Annotated in this window: 17 protein-coding genes and 1 pseudogene; 15 read left to right on the forward strand and 3 right to left on the reverse strand. The window is 33.1% G+C overall.

Annotation, left to right across the window (positions count from 1 at the left end; all coding sequences use genetic code 11):
• Window positions 1-96 precede the first annotated feature (96 nt).
• Complete coding sequence (locus KHA88_RS11970) at window positions 97-729, reverse strand: heparinase II/III family protein (RefSeq protein WP_213122034.1); 633 nt, start codon at window positions 727-729, stop codon at window positions 97-99.
• 35 nt (window positions 730-764) lie between these two features.
• The gene (locus KHA88_RS11975) at window positions 765-1,565 is read right to left on the reverse strand and encodes a heparinase II/III family protein (protein WP_213122303.1); all 801 of its coding nucleotides are present in this window, start codon (window positions 1,563-1,565) and stop codon (window positions 765-767) included.
• A gap of 301 nt (window positions 1,566-1,866) precedes the next feature.
• Between KHA88_RS11975 and KHA88_RS11980 the strand changes: the two genes are divergently transcribed.
• The 5 genes from KHA88_RS11980 to KHA88_RS12000 all read left to right on the forward strand — a co-directional run bounded on the left by KHA88_RS11980 (window position 1,867) and on the right by KHA88_RS12000 (window position 8,386).
• Window positions 1,867-2,670: an ABC transporter permease gene (locus KHA88_RS11980; protein WP_213122035.1), complete on the forward strand. Its 804-nt coding sequence runs from the start codon at window positions 1,867-1,869 to the stop codon at window positions 2,668-2,670.
• 16 nt (window positions 2,671-2,686) lie between these two features.
• Complete coding sequence (locus KHA88_RS11985) at window positions 2,687-4,330, forward strand: ATP-binding cassette domain-containing protein (protein ID WP_249313079.1); 1,644 nt, start codon at window positions 2,687-2,689, stop codon at window positions 4,328-4,330.
• A 144-nt stretch (window positions 4,331-4,474) separates the two neighbouring features.
• Window positions 4,475-5,620, forward strand: a complete 1,146-nt coding sequence (wecB, locus tag KHA88_RS11990; RefSeq protein ID WP_283247431.1) for a non-hydrolyzing UDP-N-acetylglucosamine 2-epimerase — start codon at window positions 4,475-4,477, stop codon at window positions 5,618-5,620.
• 371 nt (window positions 5,621-5,991) lie between these two features.
• Complete coding sequence (locus tag KHA88_RS11995) at window positions 5,992-6,972, forward strand: Two component regulator three Y domain-containing protein (RefSeq protein ID WP_213122036.1); 981 nt, start codon at window positions 5,992-5,994, stop codon at window positions 6,970-6,972.
• A 157-nt stretch (window positions 6,973-7,129) separates the two neighbouring features.
• Window positions 7,130-8,386 carry a hypothetical protein gene (locus KHA88_RS12000; protein ID WP_213122037.1) on the forward strand — a complete coding sequence of 419 codons (1,257 nt, stop codon included), beginning with the start codon at window positions 7,130-7,132 and terminating at the stop codon, window positions 8,384-8,386.
• A 446-nt stretch (window positions 8,387-8,832) separates the two neighbouring features.
• On the opposite strand, the gene KHA88_RS12005 is transcribed toward KHA88_RS12000, so the two are convergent.
• Window positions 8,833-9,642 (reverse strand): SGNH/GDSL hydrolase family protein, encoded by an 810-nt coding sequence (locus KHA88_RS12005; RefSeq protein ID WP_213122038.1) that lies wholly within the window; start codon window positions 9,640-9,642, stop codon window positions 8,833-8,835.
• Between the two features lie 186 nt (window positions 9,643-9,828).
• Between KHA88_RS12005 and KHA88_RS12010 the strand changes: the two genes are divergently transcribed.
• The 10 genes and pseudogenes from KHA88_RS12010 to KHA88_RS12055 all read left to right on the forward strand — a co-directional run bounded on the left by KHA88_RS12010 (window position 9,829) and on the right by KHA88_RS12055 (window position 22,980).
• Window positions 9,829-10,572, forward strand: a complete 744-nt coding sequence (locus tag KHA88_RS12010; protein WP_213122039.1) for a YveK family protein — start codon at window positions 9,829-9,831, stop codon at window positions 10,570-10,572.
• 16 nt (window positions 10,573-10,588) lie between these two features.
• On the forward strand, window positions 10,589-11,260 hold the full coding sequence (locus tag KHA88_RS12015; protein WP_213122307.1) for a CpsD/CapB family tyrosine-protein kinase: 672 nt from the start codon (window positions 10,589-10,591) through the stop codon (window positions 11,258-11,260).
• Window positions 11,261-11,340: 80 nt separating this feature from the next.
• Complete coding sequence (locus KHA88_RS12020; RefSeq protein WP_213122040.1) at window positions 11,341-12,108, forward strand: tyrosine-protein phosphatase; 768 nt, start codon at window positions 11,341-11,343, stop codon at window positions 12,106-12,108.
• A gap of 493 nt (window positions 12,109-12,601) precedes the next feature.
• Complete coding sequence (locus KHA88_RS12025; RefSeq protein ID WP_213122041.1) at window positions 12,602-14,425, forward strand: nucleoside-diphosphate sugar epimerase/dehydratase; 1,824 nt, start codon at window positions 12,602-12,604, stop codon at window positions 14,423-14,425.
• A gap of 83 nt (window positions 14,426-14,508) precedes the next feature.
• A pseudogene (locus KHA88_RS21450) lies at window positions 14,509-15,140 on the forward strand (polysaccharide biosynthesis protein); the annotation flags it as partial.
• Window positions 15,141-15,390: 250 nt separating this feature from the next.
• The gene (locus KHA88_RS12035) at window positions 15,391-16,503 is read left to right on the forward strand and encodes a glycosyltransferase family protein (protein WP_213122042.1); all 1,113 of its coding nucleotides are present in this window, start codon (window positions 15,391-15,393) and stop codon (window positions 16,501-16,503) included.
• Between the two features lie 87 nt (window positions 16,504-16,590).
• A complete protein-coding gene (locus tag KHA88_RS12040; protein WP_213122043.1) occupies window positions 16,591-18,006 on the forward strand; it encodes a hypothetical protein in 1,416 nt (471 codons plus the stop codon).
• Between the two features lie 14 nt (window positions 18,007-18,020).
• Complete coding sequence (locus tag KHA88_RS12045) at window positions 18,021-19,115, forward strand: glycosyltransferase (RefSeq protein WP_213122044.1); 1,095 nt, start codon at window positions 18,021-18,023, stop codon at window positions 19,113-19,115.
• Between the two features lie 174 nt (window positions 19,116-19,289).
• A complete protein-coding gene (locus KHA88_RS12050) occupies window positions 19,290-20,705 on the forward strand; it encodes an MATE family efflux transporter (protein ID WP_213122045.1) in 1,416 nt (471 codons plus the stop codon).
• 160 nt (window positions 20,706-20,865) lie between these two features.
• Window positions 20,866-22,980 carry a bi-domain-containing oxidoreductase gene (locus tag KHA88_RS12055; protein ID WP_213122046.1) on the forward strand — a complete coding sequence of 705 codons (2,115 nt, stop codon included), beginning with the start codon at window positions 20,866-20,868 and terminating at the stop codon, window positions 22,978-22,980.
• The last annotated feature ends 4 nt before the right edge of the window (window positions 22,981-22,984 follow it).

Here is a 22,984-nt window from a genome sequence, read left to right on the forward strand (position 1 = left end):
TTGGATATTCGATACTCTGTCATTATCCTTACCCATTCTAATTACAGTTAGGAAGAATACTTTATCCCCATTTACAATATACTCATGTTGGTGTGTTTACGTTAATTTACTAAATTGCTCGGATATTACTGCATACGGTTTATCTTTATTACCTTTATGAACTACTAATTCATCTGCCCCATTTAGTTGTTCTATATGAATATGACTATTGGGAGCTTTGATAATCGTATGATTTATATCCTTTTGTATTACCGATGTGCTTGGACCTAGGTTGAAAATTTGACTTACTTTTTGGCTTTGCCCATTCATAATGCGATCAAGAATGATACAAACATCAGGTTTTAAAAATATTAATGAGCGTTCAATTGTGACACCCTCGTAAGCAAAGTTCCTCCCCTTGACATAATCATATATTTGGTTAGATGCATAATCTGTAATGGTTATTTTATCATTCGCAATTTTTGGCTCAGGCAATTGATAATTTTTATCATTGATCACTATCGTGTTATGAGCTTTTGCAGACCTCACATAGCCTCTTGCGGGAGAACTCCCGTAACTATGCTTTCCTGAATCAACGAAGATATCATCACCATTATAGAAAAGGGTAATGGATAGATCGTCTAAATGTTTATGGGTTAACGTACTGTAGCCGCAAACAAAAGACATCCAGGTAGAACGTTTTGGATTACCATTATTTTTAGATTGTAAGATGGCAATTCCTGCATCCAAATCAAGTAAAGAAGTATATTTTTTGTTTTTATTATTTATTTTTTTCTACTTGAATCTCCAATCAAAGGTAAAAATCCATCAGGTTTTAGAATATAGCTGTAGTAATCTTCGATTTGTTCAAATTTGTCTACAATTTCTGAACCTAGAGAAAGGTTATATTTCAATAGAAAATCTTCTATTGAAATAAAAAGATTTTGAACAACAAGATGATATTCAGGTGAGTTTTCTAAATGAATGCCTCTTGAACTATAACTATGATAGAAATTATCCTTCAGTCGAAATAGTCCTTTATTTATCCAGTTGTCAGATTTTTGGTAATTAAACACAACACCAGATTGAATTAAGGCACGGTCCATCATGATCCCATGATTGTTTTTTCGATAATACTTATCACTATACAAAAACTCAGCATGTTTTATGATTAATTCATTCAGCTCGGGATACAATGAGATATTGTCCCCAAGGCAAAGGTACAAGTAAATCAAATTATGTGTTCTATAAGCTGAAGTATGGTCATACCAAATAAACTTATTTTCGTTATCGGTTCGTTCAAACCGAGCCCAATTTTTAACGATCTCTATAGCTTTTTCTAGATAAGAAACGTCATTTGTCAATTCGAAAGCATTTGATAAGAAACTAATGGGCATCAAAGAATGTAAATATAATTGATAGGTATTGGGACTCACGTGATGTTTGTAGTCCCAATCAATCCGTTCTCCAAAAGTGAGTTTATCCAATGACTCTTGAAGGACAAAGGTGTTATTTATAATTAAATGGGCATTTTTTGTTGTATTATTATTTATTTCTGTAAGCTTAAGTAATCTGTTAAAATTGATTTTACCTTCATTACTTTAATTAGACTATTTATTTCAATATTACTAACCACGTTTTAATAGTTCCCCCTAGTGACAATATTTATATAATATTTTACCATAAATATGGTAGGGGATACTCACTGCAAATTGAAATATGTAAAGCAAATGTATTTACTTATTGGCTTTGTGTCTAATAATTTAAAATTGAGGAATACCCATATTTTTTATGATATAATTAGGTGTTGATTCCTGTAATCAACATTTTTTTAGGTATATAAACAACAATGTTATACAACTACACTACAAAGGAAGCAATCTATTTATGAATCTTGTTTCGCAAATAATTAAAGAGCATATAAATAACATTCGCTTAATCTTTCTAATGGCTAAATATAATACTAAAAGTAAATATCAAATGCACTATCTCGGTGCATTTTGGCAATTCTTGTTACCCATAATTCAAATAGGTATTTATTGGTTTGTTTTTGGTATAGGTATTAGGGGAGGGGCTCCGGTAGGAGAAGTTCCTTACTTTATTTGGTTACTCACTGGCTTGGTTCCATGGATGTTTATAGGGCCTACTATTACACAGGCGGCTAATAGTGTTTATGCAAAGATAAGCCTTGTTTCAAAAATGAAATTTCCAGTAAGTATACTCCCGACAATCACCATTGTAGGTAATTCAATTAATTTTATTGTTATGTTAATCATACTTCAGCTTTTACTGCTTTTAAATGGTCTTTATCCAACCGACCAACTATGGCAGATAGCGTATTATTTAGTTGCCACCGGAGTATTTATGTTTTCGGTGTCACTGTTATTTTCTACCCTCTCAACAATAGTAAGGGATTTTCAAAATATGATTCAATCCTTTATCCGGATGCTATTTTTTTTAACGCCGATATTGTGGGATCCAAGTAGATTGCCAGAGCATTTTCATAATATACTAAAGTTGAACCCAATCTATTATTTAGTGGTGGGATATAGAAAGACATTTCTAGGTCAAGGCTGGTTTTTTGAAGATTTAACATATACTTTTTATTTTTGGTCATTAACCTTATTCATATTATTTATTGGTTCGATGATGCATATGAAGTTTAGAGATAAATTTATTGATTATATTTGAGTTGGAGGCTTTTATTTTGAAGCAACCTAAAGTTGTTTTTAAAAATGTAGTAAAAGAGTATACCTTATTCAAAAAGAAATCGGACAAACTCGTGGAATTTTTCATGCCCAAAAAGGGTAATCACAATTTTTATGCAGTTAGAGATGTATCTTTTGAAGTATATGCTGGAGAGACAATTGGGATCATTGGAATTAATGGTTCGGGAAAATCGACATTATCAAATTTATTGGCACAGGTAGTGCCTCCTACATCCGGAAGTATTGAAATAGACGGAGAAACTTCATTAATTGCAATATCTGTAGGATTAAATAATCAATTAAGTGGATTAGAAAATATAGAATTAAAATGTCTTATGCATGGTATGGGTATGGATGAAATAAAAAGAATTAAACCCCTTATCATAGAGTTTGCTGATATTGGGAACTTTATTGACCAACCGGTTAAAAACTATTCTAGTGGAATGAGGTCTCGTTTAGGTTTTGCGATTTCTGTCCATACGAACCCGGATATCCTTGTTGTTGACGAGGCTTTATCAGTTGGAGATCAGACTTTCTATGATAAATGCATGACAAAAATTCAAGAGTTTAAAGATTCAGGAAAAACAATATTCTTTATTAGCCATTCACTTTCTCAAATTAAACAGCTTTCTGATCGTGTTCTATGGATGCAATTTGGGGAAGTTAAAGAATTTGGTGAAACAAGAAAGGTAATAAATTTATATAAGGAATTTATTACCTGGTTTAATAATTTATCTGAAAAAGAAAAGAAACAGTATAAACGCGAAATGTTTGAAAAGCAGTCTGGACATCATTCTTTTAATAATAATAGACAGATATCAAGGAAAGAGAAAAATAGAGGTGCAATTAAGAGAGACAATATTAATCCTTTTTATAAAATTCAACTTTCAATTTTATCTTTACTATTGATCTTTTCCATGTTTTTTATGGTATTAGGCAATCCCGCTGAGGCATTGGTGCATAAGTTCTCTGAACTTACGCTGGATAAAAGCGGGGGGAATGAAGTAGATGAAGAAAAGATGGATTCGGCTATTAAGAAATTGAATGAAAATGGATTTATTCAAGTAAATTCCGCAGACGTATTCAGAAACGAAGATCTTACAGAAAAGTACAAAGAACTTAATTTTGCTAATGAAGTTAAAGTATTGGCAAAAGTCGATCAACACGTGTATCAAATTGAACAAAACAACGAAATAGGATATACATCTATAGATAATATTGATACAGAAATTAACTCATTGCAAAGTATTGATATTACTATCAACGAATTGCTCCCTATGTTAAGCGAATCATTTAATGATTCCTATCAATTTTATCTTGCCTTCTTAGGCGGAGAAGAAACACAGTTAAAAGAGAAAATGAGAGGCATTACTGAAGAATTAAATGAAGAAAGTCAAAAAAAAATTGTATTAGGTTATGAAGATATAACCTACTTAGTCCATGAGGGATTAGTCAATGGAATTACTGTCAAGGTTACTGATTCATTACCAACAGAGGTGGAAAGTAAACTAAAAGGGCATTCAATAGTATCTACAGACGAGAAACTATGGTCTTTTAAATCGTCAGAATATAAGTTTTTCCTTAATTTAGAAGCGGATGAACTTACAATTCAATTTAACAATAAAATAGATTACGCCTCCTAACCTTGTTGCTATGAAAGAGAATATTGTTACTAATATAATAGTTAGGTATAAACAGCTATGATAATAATTGTTTTTCTATGTTATTATAATAATGATTATATAGATTAGATTAAATATTATTATCTAAATTATGGAGGAACAACATTGAATAAGCGAATTAAAGTCATGACTATCTTTGGTACAAGACCAGAAGCGATTAAAATGGCACCCCTAGTACTTGAGCTGCAAAAACAATCCGAGCATTTTGAATCGATTGTAACGGTAACAGCTCAGCATCGACAAATGCTTGATCAAGTTCTTGAGATTTTTGATGTCCATCCTGATTTTGACCTGAATATGATGAAGGATCGCCAAACATTGATTGATGTCACAACAAGAGGCTTAGAAGGTTTAGATCGTGTGATGAAAGAGGCTAAACCAGATATCGTTCTTGTGCATGGTGATACTTCCACTACTTTTGTAGGAAGTTTGGCAGCTTTTTATAATCAAATAACAGTAGGTCATGTGGAAGCTGGATTAAGAACTTGGGATAAATATTCTCCATTTCCGGAGGAAATGAATCGTCAATTGACTGGTGTAATTGCCGATATCCATTTTTCACCGACTGATAAAGCAGCAAATAATTTAATTGCAGAAAATAAAAAGGAAGAAACTATTTTTATTACTGGTAACACAGCAATAGATGCTTTAAAAACGACTGTAAAAGCCGAATATTCACATGAAATTCTTGAAAAATTAGGAGAAGATCGACTTGTCCTATTAACCGCTCATAGACGTGAAAATCTAGGTGAGCCAATGAGAAATATATTCCGCGCTATCAAGCGATTGGTAGAGGAACAAAAGGATATACAAGTGGTGTATCCTGTTCATTTGAATCCGGCTGTTCGCGAGCTTGCTGATGAAATTTTAGGAAATGATCCAAGGATTCATTTAATTGAACCACTAGATGTTATTGATTTCCACAATTTTGCAAGCCGAGCTTATCTCATTTTAAGTGATTCCGGTGGTGTGCAAGAAGAGGCACCATCCTTGGGAGTACCAGTATTAGTATTAAGGGATACAACTGAGCGTCCTGAAGGAATTGAAGCTGGTACGTTGAAATTAGCTGGGGTATTAGAAGAAGATATTTATCAAATGGCAACTGAATTGCTAACTGATAAAGTTGCATATGAAAAAATGGCCAAGGCTGCTAATCCGTATGGAGATGGAGAGGCATCGAGACGTATAGCTGAAGTTATTCGTTATTACTTTAAAAAGACAGATGAAAAACCTACTCCATTTTCTGGATAAGTATCAGTTTGTTAGGTAATGGCATGTAAATAAAGTAGTGTGTCTACAAAATTCTTGAAGTAACCCAGAGCAGACCGTGGCTCTGGGTGTTTTTTTATTAGGGGAAAGTAGCTCCGTGTACAAATGATTATTACACCAGCTTCCAACGCCCTCCAATAATGGGGGAATTTATAAGTTCCTCATACTGATTGACTATGCACTTTGTTCTCATGATTATTATGACTTTTTTTTGTAAATTAGTTATAGGAACTTTTACAAGTAGTAGCAAGAAAATAAGAAAATTAATATATTATTGATTTTTAAGAGAATAAAGTGAGAATTGTTTATGCACAAAAGAAGGTGCTTAAACATATTTATAAGGAGAATCTTCCATGTTCAAAGGCGAAAAAACATTTGAGAGTGAAAGAACTGTAAAATATTTTTACGAAAAATCTTATCAGAAGACAAATAATCTTATTATCATTTTCTCAGCTATGCCTGCTAAAGGGAAAATGCCTGGCTATAACTTTGTTAGCACTTTGAAAGAATTTGACTGTAATAAACTTTTTATATTAGATGATTTTGGATGCAGGGGATCTTATTATCTTTGTGAGAACAAAGACTTTTCCATAGAACGTTCCGTAATTTCTTTAATAAACTTTATCATTAAAGAAAATAAAATTGATAAGGTAATCACCTGTGGGTCAAGTAAAGGTGGATATGCAGCTCTGTATTATGGTATTAAGTACGGCTTTAGTAATATTATAGCTGGATCCCCTCAATATTTATTAGGTGAATACTTAATTAATCAAGCTAAAGAAGGAGCTATTGCAAAATTTATGTCAGGGGCCATTGAAAAGGAAGATTACGAGTTTCTCAATAGAATAATGTCTGATATGATTTCAAACTCACCAAATAAACCAAGGGTATTTATTCATTTGGGAAAAGGTGAGGCAAATTATCATAAACATGTAAAACCGTTAATGAAAAAGCTTGAAGAGAAGCAGATAGATTATCAACTTGATTTAGGAGACTATAGTAAGCATATTGATGTAGCGAAGTTTTTTCCACCCATCTTAAAAGAAAAAGTTAGAGAAACTTTAGGATATCCTTTACTAAGGCTAGAAAAATCACTTGAAGGGAGACATCCATTAAATAAAAAATACGAATTTAAAGCAAAGACTGATTCAACGAGTAAATTAGCATGGTATGTTTATTATAATGGTGAAAAAATAAATTCAAGTAAATATTCTTTTGATAGATCTTTTACTTTATCCTTTGATAAAAAAGGAAAATATCAAGTGAAAGTTTTTGCGATAAATGAGAAAGATTTTAAAGTATCAATCAAATCAAATATAATAGAAATAGTGTAATATCAACAATATTGTTGGAGTGTTCCACTAATAACTTTTTTCAAAAATCTCCATTTATATTGGGAAAAGTGATTGATTGGTCAGTGACTATCATAATCCAATACTACAGCAAGAATTAACTATGTGAGTCTATGGTAGTTACTTTAAAGGTGACAAAATGCATAAAAAGAAATTAATTTTATCGGTATTTATTATTGTTTTATTGACATCATTATTATTGTGGAAGATACCTAATGATGAAGTGAAAAATGATGAATCAGTTACAAAAAATGACATACGTAAAGAAGAACTAATTACCCAAAGCCTTTATGATGAATGGTATGATCAGCAAACAACATGGTCAATTGATAATTTCCCTAAATACGGGAGTGATTATAAAGGAAATACATATGCTTGGGGTTGGAGTTATGTTGCTAATTCTTTAATTGACATGTACGAAGCTACTGGGCAAGAAAAGTATTTAGATTTACTCGTTCCACAAGTGAGATATATTTTCACCCAAACAGATGAGAGATTATGGTTAGAGAGTTTTACTAATACTGGATTGTCGCTGCCTGCTTGGTCAGATAGAGGGCATTATACTTCAGGGGAGTTTAGTTATATTTATCCTGTGCATACCGGAATGATTATTTTACCTATCTTACGTTTTGTAGATATAGTGAAGGAAAATAATTTAAGTAAATATAATGAACCAGCCACAGAATTCTTACAAGCAAGCGGGGAAGCATTGGCTGTTCATAACAAAGATCAAATGTGGAAGGATATTTCGGAAAATGAAGGTTTCTACATGGGTCATCCATATGGAGAAGGCCTTGTGTCAGAAGCAAATAGGATTGGGATTCCAAATAGAGTATTCATCTACTTAGCTGCTGGGGGTTTATATGATAAATTAACCGGAGGTAATGATTATACTGAAAGGATTAATAAAAGTCTCAGATATTTTAAACACACATTAATTAAATATGATAAAAATTATGATTCATATTACTGGAGTTATTGGAACGATTTGGATCCCAACAGCTGGGAAGATATTAGCCATGCTGCATTAACAGTCTATGGAATATATATCCTCCACGAAGAAGCTGGCTTTTCAATATTCACGGATCAAGATTTAATTAGGTTTAAGAATATTGTATATAAAATTGTTAACAATGATTCGCCTCCAAAAGCTAAGAAATTTATTCATAGAAAAGTTACTGATAAAAATAGTTTTTATAAAATGGAAGATAATCAATATTATTTTTCACTATTAAAATGGACTTTTTTAGGCATATACGATAAAAAAGTGCTAGAAACTTTAGAGCCCGTGTTTATAGAGGCCTATAATCAGAAACGTAATACTGTTACTACCTTATCTGGTATTGCTACATATCTGAAAATAAAAGATCAATTAAAAGCTGAAAGAGAAAATTAGTAGATTGACAATTTCAATATTACGTTAATAATACTCTGCAATTGATAGTTAGAAAAAGGAGTGAAGAGCAATAGAAAATGGAGAGTTCCATCGGGACCTATTAAAAGAGATTATGCAGTATGCCTATAATAAAAGCTATTCAGAAAATACCTCATTGCAGGAAATGATGATAGAGTTAGAAGAGCTTTTGGAGCCTTTGGTTAAGAACAAAGCTTCTTAAAAGGTTTTCTAAGTAGTATAGGTTTTTCCTAAACAAAAAATTATGCAAAACATTTAGATGCGGTTGAACTAACAACCATTGTCATCTAAAAAAAACTACGATCATTCATATTAAATTATAGTCAAATCCCCATCTATTTTTTATAAGGTGGGGATTATTTGACGTTTACGTTTTCGCCGAAATGAAAATCCCATGTAAGTGTATCCTTAATATGGAATCCCCCTATTTATTCTGCGACAAAATATTCCCGCAAGTATTCGTACCATAGTTCGTTACCTTTTTCATTCGAGGCGCTTTGGTCTTCAAGAAGATAGTCTTTAATTTCATCATTCATGCGGTCAGGCCATTTGCTCCAATGATCGAGGTATGGGATATCTTGATCGTTAGCGAATTCCTTCAATGATTTAACCTGTCCTGCGTAAATGGGTCCTTTATGTACAGGGTGCGTGGGCTGGAGTATCACTACCGCGCTGCTGTTAGCCTCTTCCATGGCATCCATAAAAGTTTCGATGTTTTCATGATTCTTCTTTACTGCTATTTTTCCATTATCATTCAAAGTAAATGGCTCGAAGAGTACGAGGTCCGGTTCACCATCAGCAATTTCTTCCATTTGCCCATTCTGAATGAATTGATCTGATTTAACATCATCGTATTGGTACAGCACAACGCTTAAAGCATTTTCTCCATAAGTTGCTTCTAGCTCTTTCTTCAGCATGTCTGCCCAGCCATCTTTACCACCTAACGCTTGTGAGCCGACGATTGCAATTTTGTATTTTTCATCATTCTCCAAGGCTAAGCGAAATGATTCTTGTGCCTCTTCCGGCCAGTTTTCCGCATACTCTAAAACTTTTAGATTAACATTCTCGTTTTCTCCCTTTATATTTGTTTTTTTTGTCTCAGGTTCAATATTAGCTGATTTAACAACAGTGCTGTTTAAAGAAACCTTTGTCTTATCTTTCCAATAAAAATAGCCATATGCTAGAAAGGCAACACAAATAACCCCAGCAAGTGTAACGATAAATGCTCGCAATTCCATAACCCCCTGAAATTATAGTACGATAACTAAAACTGAGTATTTATACCCAAGCCTTTTATCCCTTTATTACAGCGTCTTCATAACTTCTTTACAATAAATAGCAAAATCAGCAAACAAAATATGTAAATACTATGCTATAATAATACACATTATTGGAAAATTCTACAATCAGCTAGGGAGGATATCATGGAAGAAACAATCAGCTTGAGAGAGCTTATGCAAACATTACGCAAGCGAATGAGTTTAATTGTCCTTATAACATTGGCAGCGGTGGTTATTAGTGGAGCTGTCAGTTTTTTTGTATTAACACCGATTTACCAATCTTCAACGCAGTTGCTTGTGAACCAAGCAAAAAGTGACCAACCGATTTATAATCCAGCAGAAATTCAAACAAACCTACAATTGATTAATACATATAACGTTATTATGAAAAGCCCGGCAATTTTAGATAAAGTCATCGATGACCTTGATCTTGATTTAACAGTAGGGCAGTTGAATGGAAAAATTACTGTTCAAAGCGAAAAGGATTCTCAAGTGGTTAACGTAACAGTGCAGGATCCAAATCCGCATAAAGCAGCGGAAATCGCAAATCAAATTTCACAAGTTTTTCAAACTGAAATTTCTAATATCATGAATGTTGATAATGTTAGCATTCTAGCAAAAGCCGAAGTAGGAGAGAACGCTTCTCCCGTGAAGCCACAGCCATTATTGAACATTGCGATTGCCTTAGTTGTAGGCTTAATGGCCGGAGTTGGGCTTGCCTTCCTGCTTGAGTATCTGGATAACACGATTAAAACGGAGCAAGATGTAGAAAGAATTCTTGAATTACCAGTCCTTGGTTCAATTGCTACTTTTGACGAGCAAAAAGACAACCGTCCAAGCAGAAATAATCGTAAATCAAGAGTAAGGAGTGAGACTGTTGGCTCTTAATAAAAATGCAAAAAAAATGGTTAGTACAAAAAGAAAACTAATCGCTATGTTAAATCCGAAATCTCCAGTTTCGGAGCAGTATAGAACCATTCGTACGAACATACAATTTTCTGCAGTAGACCGAGAAATTCGTTCTTTAATGGTAACATCATCAGGTCCGGGAGAAGGGAAATCAACGACAGCTGCAAATATTGCGATTGTTTTCGCCCAACAAGGTAAAAGTGTGCTGCTTGTAGATGCTGATATGAGGAAGCCGACGGTTCACTATACCTTTAGTATGAATAATGCTTATGGATTAACAAATGTATTAACAAGACAGATGCGAATCAATGAGGCAGCCAAGGTATCTAATCTGGAAGGATTAGATGTATTAACGTCCGGCCCAATTCCGCCCAACCCAGCAGAATTACTAAGTTCAAACGCTATGAAGCAGTTTTTTGAGGAAGCTGGTGTCCAATATGATCTAGTAATCTTTGACACGCCTCCAATTCTTGCTGTAACAGATGCGCAAGTACTTGCCAACCAATGTGATGGGACGATTCTAGTTGTTTCAAGTGGTAAGGCAGATGTCGAAAACGTCAAGAAAACGAAAGAATTATTGGAAGCGGCAAATGCAAAGACGCTTGGGGTTGTCTTAAATAATAAGAAAATGGCGAATAATGATTACTATTATTACTACGGTGTCTAATTTTATCCAATATTGACAAAAATTGAAAAAGTAGTAAGGTATAAGCATGGGAAATTTGTAAAATATAGGGGGTTTTGTAAATGATAGACATTCATTGTCATATTCTACCAGGTATAGATGATGGTGCGAGTGAATTTACAGACAGTCTTCAAATGGCAAAACAGGCTGAAAGTGAAGGTATTCATACAATCATTGCAACCCCCCATCACCAAAATGGCAGGTTCAATAATTTTAAAGCGGATATTTTAACATTAACAACCGAATTGAATGATTATTTAAAAACAGAAAATGTAGATGTTAAAATTCTTCCAGGCCAAGAAAACCGGATTTACGGTGAGCTTATAGAAGACTATGAAGCTGGCGAAATTATGACACTTGCTAATATATCAAACTATTTATTCATCGAATTACCTTCTAATCATGTACCTCGTTATACGGAAAAGCTATGTTTTGATTTGCAGATGAAAGGATTAACGCCTGTAATCGTGCATCCTGAGCGAAACGCAGAATTAATCGAACGCTCAGATAAGCTGTATAAGCTCGTGAAAAACGGTGCTGCTACACAGATTACAGCTGCAAGTTTAGCTGGCTACTTCGGTAAAAAAATTCAAAAGTTCACATTCGACTTAGTAGAAGCAAACCTCACCCATTTTATTGCTTCTGACGCGCATAATACAACAAATCGTGGATTTAAAATGGAAGAGGGACTTGATCTCATCGAAAAAAAGTACGGAACAGATTCTCTATATTACTTTATGGATAACGCTGAACTGATAGTTAACGGAAAGGATATATTCCGAGAGATTCCAGAGCAAATCAAGAAAAAGAAATTGTTCGGACTCTTTTGAGACGGACATTCACCTAGACGATTTATAACTATGATGTGAAATATCAAGGAATTTTCAACGGTTATGTCTCCTAGCCGTTATCATTGGTGACACTCGACCATGCTGTGGGTGGAAACAGTCTGCCTTAGACGCATTTGTTGTCAGTAGTGTGGTGTGAGGAGGGGTTAGATGCCCTGATTTAATTGATTTAATGTGAAGAAAGATGGGTAAATTTCACATGCAATAAAAGTATTTAACATTTTTAAATGTCTAATGAAAGTGTGCAACATTTGTGTGCATTTTCCTTAGACATTTCTTTTCAAAAGAAAATAGTTCTTTCTACCTGTGCCATAAGTCATTATTATTGTTGCTGCAATAAAAACTGGTTAAGGAAGTTTACATTTTGACTTGTCAAAAAGCCATAGAGGATTTGCCAAGGATACTTTTAGCAGCTGCTAACTGAACGAGAGAGTAACACTTTTACATCAAATATTAAGAAAAGAAGGGATCAATTTTGACTTATCAAAAGCGCGTACCGCTATTGATGCTGCTTGATTCAACCATTGTATTGTTTTCCATCTATGTAGGATATTTCATATTGCATCCGTACTCCGATTTTTACACATCAAAATTGTTATTAATGAGTTCGATGGTATTACTAGTGAGCCATCATGTATTTGCACTTGTCTATCGGCTATATCATAAAGCATGGGAATATGCGAGTGTTGGAGAAATGTTTACGATAGCAAAAGCAGTTACATTCTCAATTTTTACAGCAGCAATTGCGCAAGCAGTCGGAGCAGGAAATGTTTATACAAGGGTTTTATTAATAACATGGATGCTTCATCTTTTACTAATTGGTGGCTCGCGATTTTCATGGAGAATGTATCGTGATTATTACATGAAGTCAAAAATGAAAAAAAGAAGAACTTTAATTGTAGGTGCTGGATCTGCAGGTACTGCAGTCGCAAGACAGCTATTACATAATTATGATGTAGATCTCATACCCGTTGCTTTTGTTGATGATGACCCGAGAAAGTACAAGCTTGAAATGTACGGACTTAGCGTGTGTGGAAACATTGAAGACATACCACAAATAGTAAAAAAACAAAAAATCCAAGATATTATTATCGCGATTCCTTCCATCTCAAAGAAAGAAATTAGACGTATATATGAAACTTGTGCAAAAACCGAAGCTGAAGTCAAAATCATGCCGATGATTGAAGATGTAATGACGGGTAAACTTGCTGTAAGTGCGCTTCGGAATGTGGAAGTAGAGGATTTACTTGGACGTGAACCAGTGGAACTTGATATTAGTAGTATCTCCGAATCTATTACATGTTCAACTGTCCTTGTAACTGGAGCTGGGGGATCGATTGGTTCTGAAATATGTAGACAAATTTGCAAATTTAATCCAAAGAGAATTGTACTTGTAGGACACGGGGAATTTAGTATTTACAATATCGATATGGAACTTCGTCAAATGTATCAAGAGCAAATAGAAATAATTCCGGTGATTGCAGATGTGCAGGATAGAAATAGACTGTTCGAAGTAATGGAAGAATTCAAGCCGGACGTTGTTTACCATGCAGCTGCACATAAACATGTCCCACTAATGGAAAATAACCCAAGAGAAGCAGTGAAAAACAATATATTTGGTACAAGGAATGTTGCGGAGGCAGCAGATACATTCGGTGTTAATACATTTGTTTTAGTTTCTACTGATAAGGCGGTCAATCCTCCTAATGTTATGGGAGCAACAAAGCGAGTTGCCGAAATGATCATTCAAAACTTAGCGAAAGAAAGTAATACAAAGTTTGTTGCTGTTCGTTTCGGAAATGTTCTTGGAAGTAGGGGCAGTGTCATTCCTTTATTCAAAAAGCAAATTGAAGCAGGCGGTCCAGTCACTGTTACACATCCTGACATGACACGATACTTCATGACAATTCCGGAAGCATCAAGACTTGTTATTCAAGCTGGTACTCTTGCTCGGGGTGGTGAAGTGTTTGTTTTGGATATGGGCGAGCCGGTAAAGATTTCGGACTTGGCGAAAAATCTGATAACCCTTTCGGGTTATTTGGTTGAGGAGATTGGAATTCAGTATAGTGGGATAAGGCCAGGGGAGAAGATGTTCGAGGAACTGCTGAATGAAAATGAAGTGCAAAAGGAGCAGGTGTTTCCGCAGATTCATATTGGAAAGGCAGAGCCGATGGAGCGAAGTGAATTATTCCAAATGATTGAACGCCTATCTTCAATTGAAATGGAAGATATGAAAAGATTACTCATCGATGCGGCCAATAAGAAATATTCGGAAGCGTCAATGGCAAAAAGTAGTTAATTATTATGTAGTGAAATAAATATTCATAAAGGTGTTTGTTAAACAAGTGCATAATTTGCGAGACTTATGGAGGAAATAGTAGTGAATTCCGACCAAAGAGACTCATTCTTTTAGGACACGGTGAAAGTTCTATTTATAGTATAGACATGGAATTACGACAAAAGGTTGCGAAAGAAACAGCAATTGTTCCGATTATCGGAGATATTAAGAACCGTAATGGTATTTTTAATATTATTTGTGCTAAAATCCCTACCATGTAGCAGCACATAAACATGTTCCTTTAATGGAAGCTAACCCGATGGAAGCTGTTAAAAACAATATTTTTGAACCGAAAATGTTGCGGAAGCAGCAGACTTAATCGGAGTTCCATCTTTCGTTCTTGTTTCTACTGATAAAGTAGTGAAGCCATCGAATGTGATGGGTGCTACGAAACGGTTTGCCGAAATAATTGTTAAAATTTAACAAAAAAACACCGCTAAATTCGTAGCGGTTCGATTTGGTAACTTACTTGGTTTTAGAGGTAATGTAATATAGGAGAACCTGTGAAAAATGTGACCTTGCGACAAACCTTATTAAATTATCGGCTATCATGTTGATGAAATTGGTAATGAATTCTCGGGAATTCGTCCGGGAGAGAAGTTGTTTGAAGAGTTGTTGAACTGAGATTCAGAGTGAACATGTTTTTCCTAAGGTACGTATTGGTAGAGTGACACTAATTACGAAAGCTGAGATGGGGTATGTGATTAAGATGCTACCGGAGATATAAAATGTCGAAATGAAGGAAGTTTTGGTTGGGAAAGCTAATCGCAAGGTTGTTGAGGCAAATTAGTGTGAATTTTTTACGAAAAGTTTTACATTAGATAGTTGGCTTTTCATATCTTACATACCTTTCCGGTCTGTAATCGAATAACTATTTATTTAGTTATGAAACGTCCTTACTGAAAACGTTTATGGGAGTAGGAATAATGAAAAAAGATGTGTTATACCTAGCAATATCATATCCTCAAGTAAGAATAAATAAATTTATAAAATATTTAATCCAAGAAAATTATAATGTTAAATTATTACTATGTAATTATAATAATAGTAAGAAGGGAATTTGGGATGAGTATACTACTCCATTATCCATTGAAGAGAATAATAAGTTCTTCACAAAATATCCTTTTAGTAATAAATTGTTGAAAAAACTAAATAGCGAAATAGAAAAGATCAATTTAAGTCCAGACATTATAATTGTCAGAGACATCTTCCTTGCAAATTACGCACAAAAGATTGCAAAAAAATATAATTCAAAACTATTAATCGATATAGCAGATAATTATCCGGAAGTTATTCTTCAAAACAATCCATATGGTTTAGGAAAAATCTTTTATCAAATCTCGAATTTTTTTGAAAAAAAGGTGTTGGATAAAGCCAATACAATCCTTTGTGTAACTAGAGAAAGTAAGAAATTACTGTCTGATAAACATGGAATTTCGGAAGGGAAAATAATCCCTATTCGAAATCTGCCCCTTAAAAATGAAGTTGGGGAAATATTTAATAAAGAAAGATTATTTGACTTTGTTTACATAGGGACTTTTTCTAAAAACATTAGAGATTTAGTTACGATAATTAAAACCCTTCAGTTAAACCCGGAGTTGTCTTTTCATGTTTACACTTTCCAAAAAGTGGAGGTGGAAGAGTTTATTCGAAATTTCATAGACATAGATAATTACAAAATAGAAATAAGGAACCCTGTTAAAAAGTCTGAACTAAATTTTGTGCTATCAAATTATAAAGTTGGTTTAATTCCTCATTTTAGGGGACCAGGAACGGACTATACAGAACCAAACAAGCTATATGATTATATTCATGCAAATTTACCTGTTTTGGCTAGTGATAACCCATCATTAAAAAATTCATTAACAAATTTATCAGTTGGTGAATGTTATAAACCAAATGATCCCCAAAGCTTGTTGGATGGGTATAATCTAATAGTTGAAAACTATGAGAAGTATCTAGAGGCTATAACCGCACATAAATGTGATTTAATTTGGGAAAAAGAAATTTCAATATTAAATGATTATCTTAAGGGTTAGTTCTTCAATCAAAAAGTAATAATCTATATATTTTTCAAGAAAGTATTGAGGTGTAAAATGTGTTTTTTTAATAGAGCGATAATTGCCTTGTCAATAACAGGCACTATTATTACAGTAGCTCAATCGGGATTTACTTCAATAGAATATAAAGTGATTTGGATATTGCCCCTAATCTATACGCTGGTGTACATTTCTTTTTTTCAGGCAATATTCCGAAATAGGGATATCAGAATCACATCAATAATCTTAGCAATATTACTCTTTTTAAAAGCAGTACTTAATCCAGTGTTAATCTCTTTAGCTGGACCGGATTATATTGGAAAGAGGTATATTCCCTTATCAAATGATATGATAAGTCTTTCTATATATGTTTCTGCCTATGAGATTATAACGGTCTCATTTTTTGTTTTTATACTTTCAATTATACTAAAAGGAGATAACCAAGAAGAAATCAAAAAGGAATGGAAATTGAAGGGGAGTAAGTTATTTTATTTAATCTACGTGGTTTTTGGAATATTGATATATATAGCTATGGGAAGAAGCGCACAAGTTATATCTTTTTTTGTTCTATCAATAAATGATGGGCATGTCCCAATAGAAAACACTTTGCTCCTTCTAGTCAGACAAATAATTGTAACTGCAATTATTATTGCTTTTTTACTGGTTGTAAATTATTCAAAGCTAAAATATGAAAGAACAAAAAGTAAAATATATATAAATATAGCAATCATAGCTGCGATAGTAAATATTGGAATTATTGTCGGGGACAGGAGAAGTGTCCAAATATTTACTGCAATTTTATCGATATGGATTTTAATAAAACTATACCGTTTGAGTATGAAAAAAATTGTTTTTTCAATATTATTAACTACTGTAATCATATTTTCATTAATGACCCTTTTTAGATGGGGGGCATATTCGCAAGGTTCATACTCTGCGGTTTTAAATGAGACTGAATTTAGCATTGCATCATTAGCCGACTATAGCCAGGTTTACTTTGGAGGACCTGATTCTATTGCTACATCACTAACATTTGCGGAAAACGTTGGATTAGATTTTAAGAATTTAATGTTTGATTTTGGAAGAACAATTTTTGGTCTTAATTTCTTGTTAAGAGAAAATATGTATTTAACTAGTGAAATGTATAATTTATTTTTATATGATGGAAATCAAAAAAATGGTCAATTGATATTCGGCACTAGTTACGGATATATATTTTTTGGTTTTATTGGGGCACCAATTATTATTTTATTAAATACTACGATATCTATAATCCTTGAAAAGTTATTCAGAAAAACAAGTTCATATGAATTTGCATATCTATTTGGTTATTGTTTATTAAGAATGGCATTAAACTTACTTACCAATACTCCAACTATAATGACCGTAATTACTCAACAGTTAGCAACACTTGGATTAATAATCATTGTAGCAAGGATATTCGCAAAAAAGTACAATGGGTTCAATAATTCAAATATAACTAATCCAATTTCGATAAGATAAAAGAGGTTTTTATAATGAATATACTTTTATTATCATATGGCGTAATAGAGCACGATGGAAGATTAAAGGAATTAATTGATGTTAGTAATAATCTTGGAGATACAAAAGTCGTGGCGTGTGCGATCGATAAATCAATAAATTATCCATATAGTTTTTGCATAGATTCACGAGAAAAAAGACATACCATTAAAAACTATTTGATGTTTATTGTTCATAGTATTAAAGTTGCTAGAAAAATGTCTTCAATTGACATATTAATTGTTGATGACTTCACGACCTCATTGGCTGGGTCAATTATAAATAAATTATTCCGACCAAAAATTTTAGTTCAGGACTCTAGGGAATTATATATTGACAAAAAAATGCCGGGATTTGGTAATGTTTTTTTGTACTCTGAAAAGAACTTGTATAAAAAAGCTGATTTAATAATTTGCGCGAATAAGCAAAGAGCTCAAATAATGCAAGAGAGATATGGTTTTGAAGAAAGACCATATGTATTTGAAAACATTCGCATCTTAGAAGGTGAGTTTAATCAAACCGAATTAGATGCCAAGTATAAGTCCCTACTTAAACCGGGAACCAAGATTATCTCTACTGGCGGGTGTTCTATCGAACGAGGAACGGATCGCTTAGTTATGGCAATGAAACGATTACCCACGTGTACTCTATATATAGTCGGAAAAGGAAGACCGAAAGATTACGATAAAATAGTTAAATTGATTAAAGAAAATACTGTTAAAAATGTCTATATTTTAGATAGAGTCACATTATCTGAATTGCGCTATTTAATAAAGCAGTGCGATATTGGCATTGTTGAATATCATAAAAATGATTTAAATAACTTGTTTTGTGCCTCAGGAAAGGTATATGAGTATATGAAAGAAGGATTACCAATAGTAACGACTGAAAATATTCCTCTTGTAGAGTTGTGTGAGGAATTCAAAGTAGGCATTGCAGACGATAACTTTATTGGTGGTATAGAGGGAGTTATCGAAAACTTACAGTCTTTTAATAAAAATGTTACAAAATACATGGAGAGTATTTCAGTGGAAAATAATAATAAGGGATTAGTTGATAAGATTCGTAATACTTTTGATAACAAGATGTAAGTTGGTAATATTCAATAAGTATGATCTTTGAAACTTTAAGCTACTTAAATTTGGGAAGTATTAATAGGGCTACTAGAAAACGATATGCAGAATACTTACACTAACGTACAAGATGTTTATTATGGATTTACACAAAGAGTTTCAATCTGATTATGAATATAATGAGGAAAATAAATGAATAGAAAATCAATTAACTTTTTGAAGAATATATCCTTCACCTTTATGGCAAATGGTTTGTCTATGTTAGTATCAATGTTAGTAATATTAATAGTTCCTAAGTTAATTGGTGTTGAAGAATATGGATATTGGCAATTATATTTATTTTATTTAGCCTATATTGGATTCCTTCATTTTGGATGGAGTGATGGAATTTATTTAAGATACGGTGGGGAAGAATATAATAATCTTGATAAACGACTTTTTCAATCTCAGTTATATATGTTAATGATAATTCAGGTTATTATAGCAATAATACTAATATTAATTGCATGGAATTTTATCGAAGATGACAATAAAGTTTTTATAATGTGGATGATTTCTTTAAGCACGATAATAACTAATGTTAGAAGTGTCCCACTATTTGTTTTACAAGCAACAAATAGAATCAAAGAACATGCAAATGTTATGATGATTGGCCAATTTTTTTATTTTAGTTTTATAGTTTTATTTTTACTGATAGGATTCGATAGTTTTAAAGTATTAATACTAGCAGAACTAATTGGAAGAACAATATCTTTATTTTATGCGGTAATTTGTTGTAAGGATATAGTGTTTCGACCAATTTCAGATTTTTATTTTAGTTTTAGAGAAGCTATCGAGAACGTTAATGTAGGTATTAAGCTTATGTTTGCATATATTGCAAGTTTATTAGTGATTGGAATAGTAAGATTTGGAATTGAGCGTTCTTGGGACATTACAACTTTTGGAAAAGTATCATTAACTTTAAATATATCTAATTTATTTATTGTGTTTATAAATGCCTTAGGAATTGTTTTGTTTCCTATTTTAAGAAAAGCAAAGAAAGAAAGTTTATCAAATATATACATATTAATGAGAGATATATTAATGATGATTTTGCTTGGTTTATTAGTGGCTTATTACCCGATTAAACTAATTCTATTGGCCTGGATACCCGAATATGCCATTGGCATTATGTATATGGCTATGTTATTTCCAATGATTTTATTTGAGGGAAAAATGTCATTGTTGATAAATACATATTTAAAGACAATGAGAAAAGAAAAAGAGATGTTGAAAGTAAATATAATAACCCTTTTAATTAGTATTATAATTACCGTGATAACAACTGTTCTCTTTAATAATCTTGAGTTAACAGTAGTATCAATTGTTATTATTTTAGCCTTTAGGTCAGTTTTAGCAGAATTGTATCTGTCAAAAATATTGAAAATTTCTATATCAAAAGATATTCTTTTAGAACTTATGATGGCGACGGTATTCATATTCTTAAGTTGGTTTATGGATTCGTGGTTTGTTTTTTGGATTTATCTGATGATATATGTTGCTTATTTATTAATGAAAAAAAATATTATAATAAACTCGTTAAAGAATCTTAAGGAAATTGCTAAGTGAAAACCATAAAAACATTTAGAAAGAATAATGATTGATTGAGATTCTAAGGAAAACTAACTATCAATGAAATGAAACAACCCTTGGTTTTACACATATGATTTTTACAGAGGAATGAATCAAGAGGAAATTTGAGTATGTAAAATACACGAGGAGATCATGTATGAAACAATTATTACAAAGCTTAAAGAATGGTGAAACTCAATTAGTTGAATCACCGATACCAGAAGTTTCTAGTAGGAATGTACTTATCCAAGTCAAAAGGGGTATTGTTTCCGCTGGGACTGAGCGCATGCTAGTGGATTTCGGTAAGTCTAATTACATACAAAAAGCTCGTCAACAACCTGAAAAAGTAAAGCAAGTACTTGATAAAATTAAGACAGACGGACTACAACCAACTATTCAAGCTGTTCGAACAAAACTAGATCAACCAATACCGTTAGGTTACAGTAATGCAGGCATTGTTATTGCTGTTGGTAAAGATGTAAAAAACTTCAAAATTGGAGATAAGGTAATTTCAAATGGTGCACATGCGGAAGTCGTAAGTGTATCTGAAAATTTATGTACAAAGATTCCAGAAAACGTTCACTTTGACGAAGCGGCGTTCACAGTAATTACTTCAATAGGCCTACAAGGAATTCGATTAATCAAACCTACATTAGGTGAAACGGTTGTCGTAACTGGATTGGGTCTTATTGGGTTACTGACAGTTCAATTGCTAAAAGCTCATGGGTGTAAAGTGATTGCATCTGACTTTGACCAACAAAAAGTAGAATTAGCTAAATCATTTGGTGCTGATGCCGTTAATGTTGGCGCGGGAATTGACATAGTTGAGTATGTTAACATGAAAACAAAAGGTCGTGGTGCTGATGCTGTTTTAATCACTGCATCGACCACTAGTAGCGAACCAGTTTCCCAAGCTGCTAGAATGTCAAGGCAACGAGGAAGAATCATTTTAGTAGGTGTGACAGGACTTGAGTTGAACAGATCTGAGTTTTATGAAAAAGAATTAACTTTCCAGGTCTCTTGTTCTTACGGCCCAGGAAGATATGATCCGAATTATGAAGAAAAAGGTCAAGATTATCCAATTGGATTTGTTCGTTGGACAGAGCAACGAAACTTTGAGGCCATTTTGGATATGATGAGTGAAGGGAAATTAAATGTTGAAGAAATTATAACCCATGAGTATGATTTTGAAGATGCTGTTTCTGCTTATAGTACATTAAGTGAAGATCGAACAGCAATTGGGATTTTGTTAAAATATCCTGAAAGAGATATTTCAATCGATGATGGTCAAACAGTGCCACTTATGTCGAACGACATACATGCAGTAACAGATCAATCTGTTATTGGAATCATTGGGGCAGGTAATTACACGAATCAAACGCTTTTGCCGGCAATGAATGCTTTAGATGTTTATAAGAAAACTATTGTTAGTAGTGGTGGAATGACTAGTGTTCACGTAGGTAAACGATTTAATTTTTTAAAAGCCTCTACTGATACAAATGATGTTTTTAATGATTTAGAAATTAATTCTATTATCATTACTACAAGACATAATACCCATGCTAGTTTAGTTAAAAAAGCACTCGAAGCAAAAAAACATGTTTTTGTTGAAAAACCTCTCTGCTTAACTCGTGATGAATTAAATGAAATAAAAGGGATTCAACATAATCAATTAATGATGGTTGGATTTAATAGAAGGTTTTCTCCTCATACACAACAAATAAAAACATTGCTTGGATACACAACACAACCAAAAGCAATGATTATGACCGTGAACGCGGGAGCTATTCCAGCAGATCATTGGACACAAGATCTTGATGTCGGTGGCGGCAGAATTATAGGGGAAGCATGTCACTTTATTGATTTACTTCGTTATTTAATAGATAGTCCGATTAGTAATGTGAGTGCTGCTAGTTTAGCAGACCCATCAGAAGCTGAGCTAGAGGACAAGGTAACGATTAATTTATCTTTTTTAGATGGTTCGATAGGCACCATACATTACTTCGCAAATGGAGATAAGTCCTTCCCTAAAGAAAGATTAGAAGTTTTTGTTGGTGGGAAAATTTTGGCGCTTGATAATTTTAAAACATTGATGGGATACGGATGGCCAAATTTCAAGAAATTTAAAACTAAATCTCAAGATAAAGGTCATGCTTTAGGAATCAAAGCTTTTTTTGAAGGTATTAAAGAGGGGAAAGCTCCTATTCCAATAAATGAAATATATGAAGTAACAGAAGCAACTTTTGATGCAGTCGAACAAATAAGAAGGTGATCAT

The sequence above is a fragment of the Lederbergia citrea genome, from assembly GCF_018343525.1.
GTDB classification, from domain to species: domain Bacteria; phylum Bacillota; class Bacilli; order Bacillales; family Bacillaceae_C; genus Lederbergia; species Lederbergia citrea.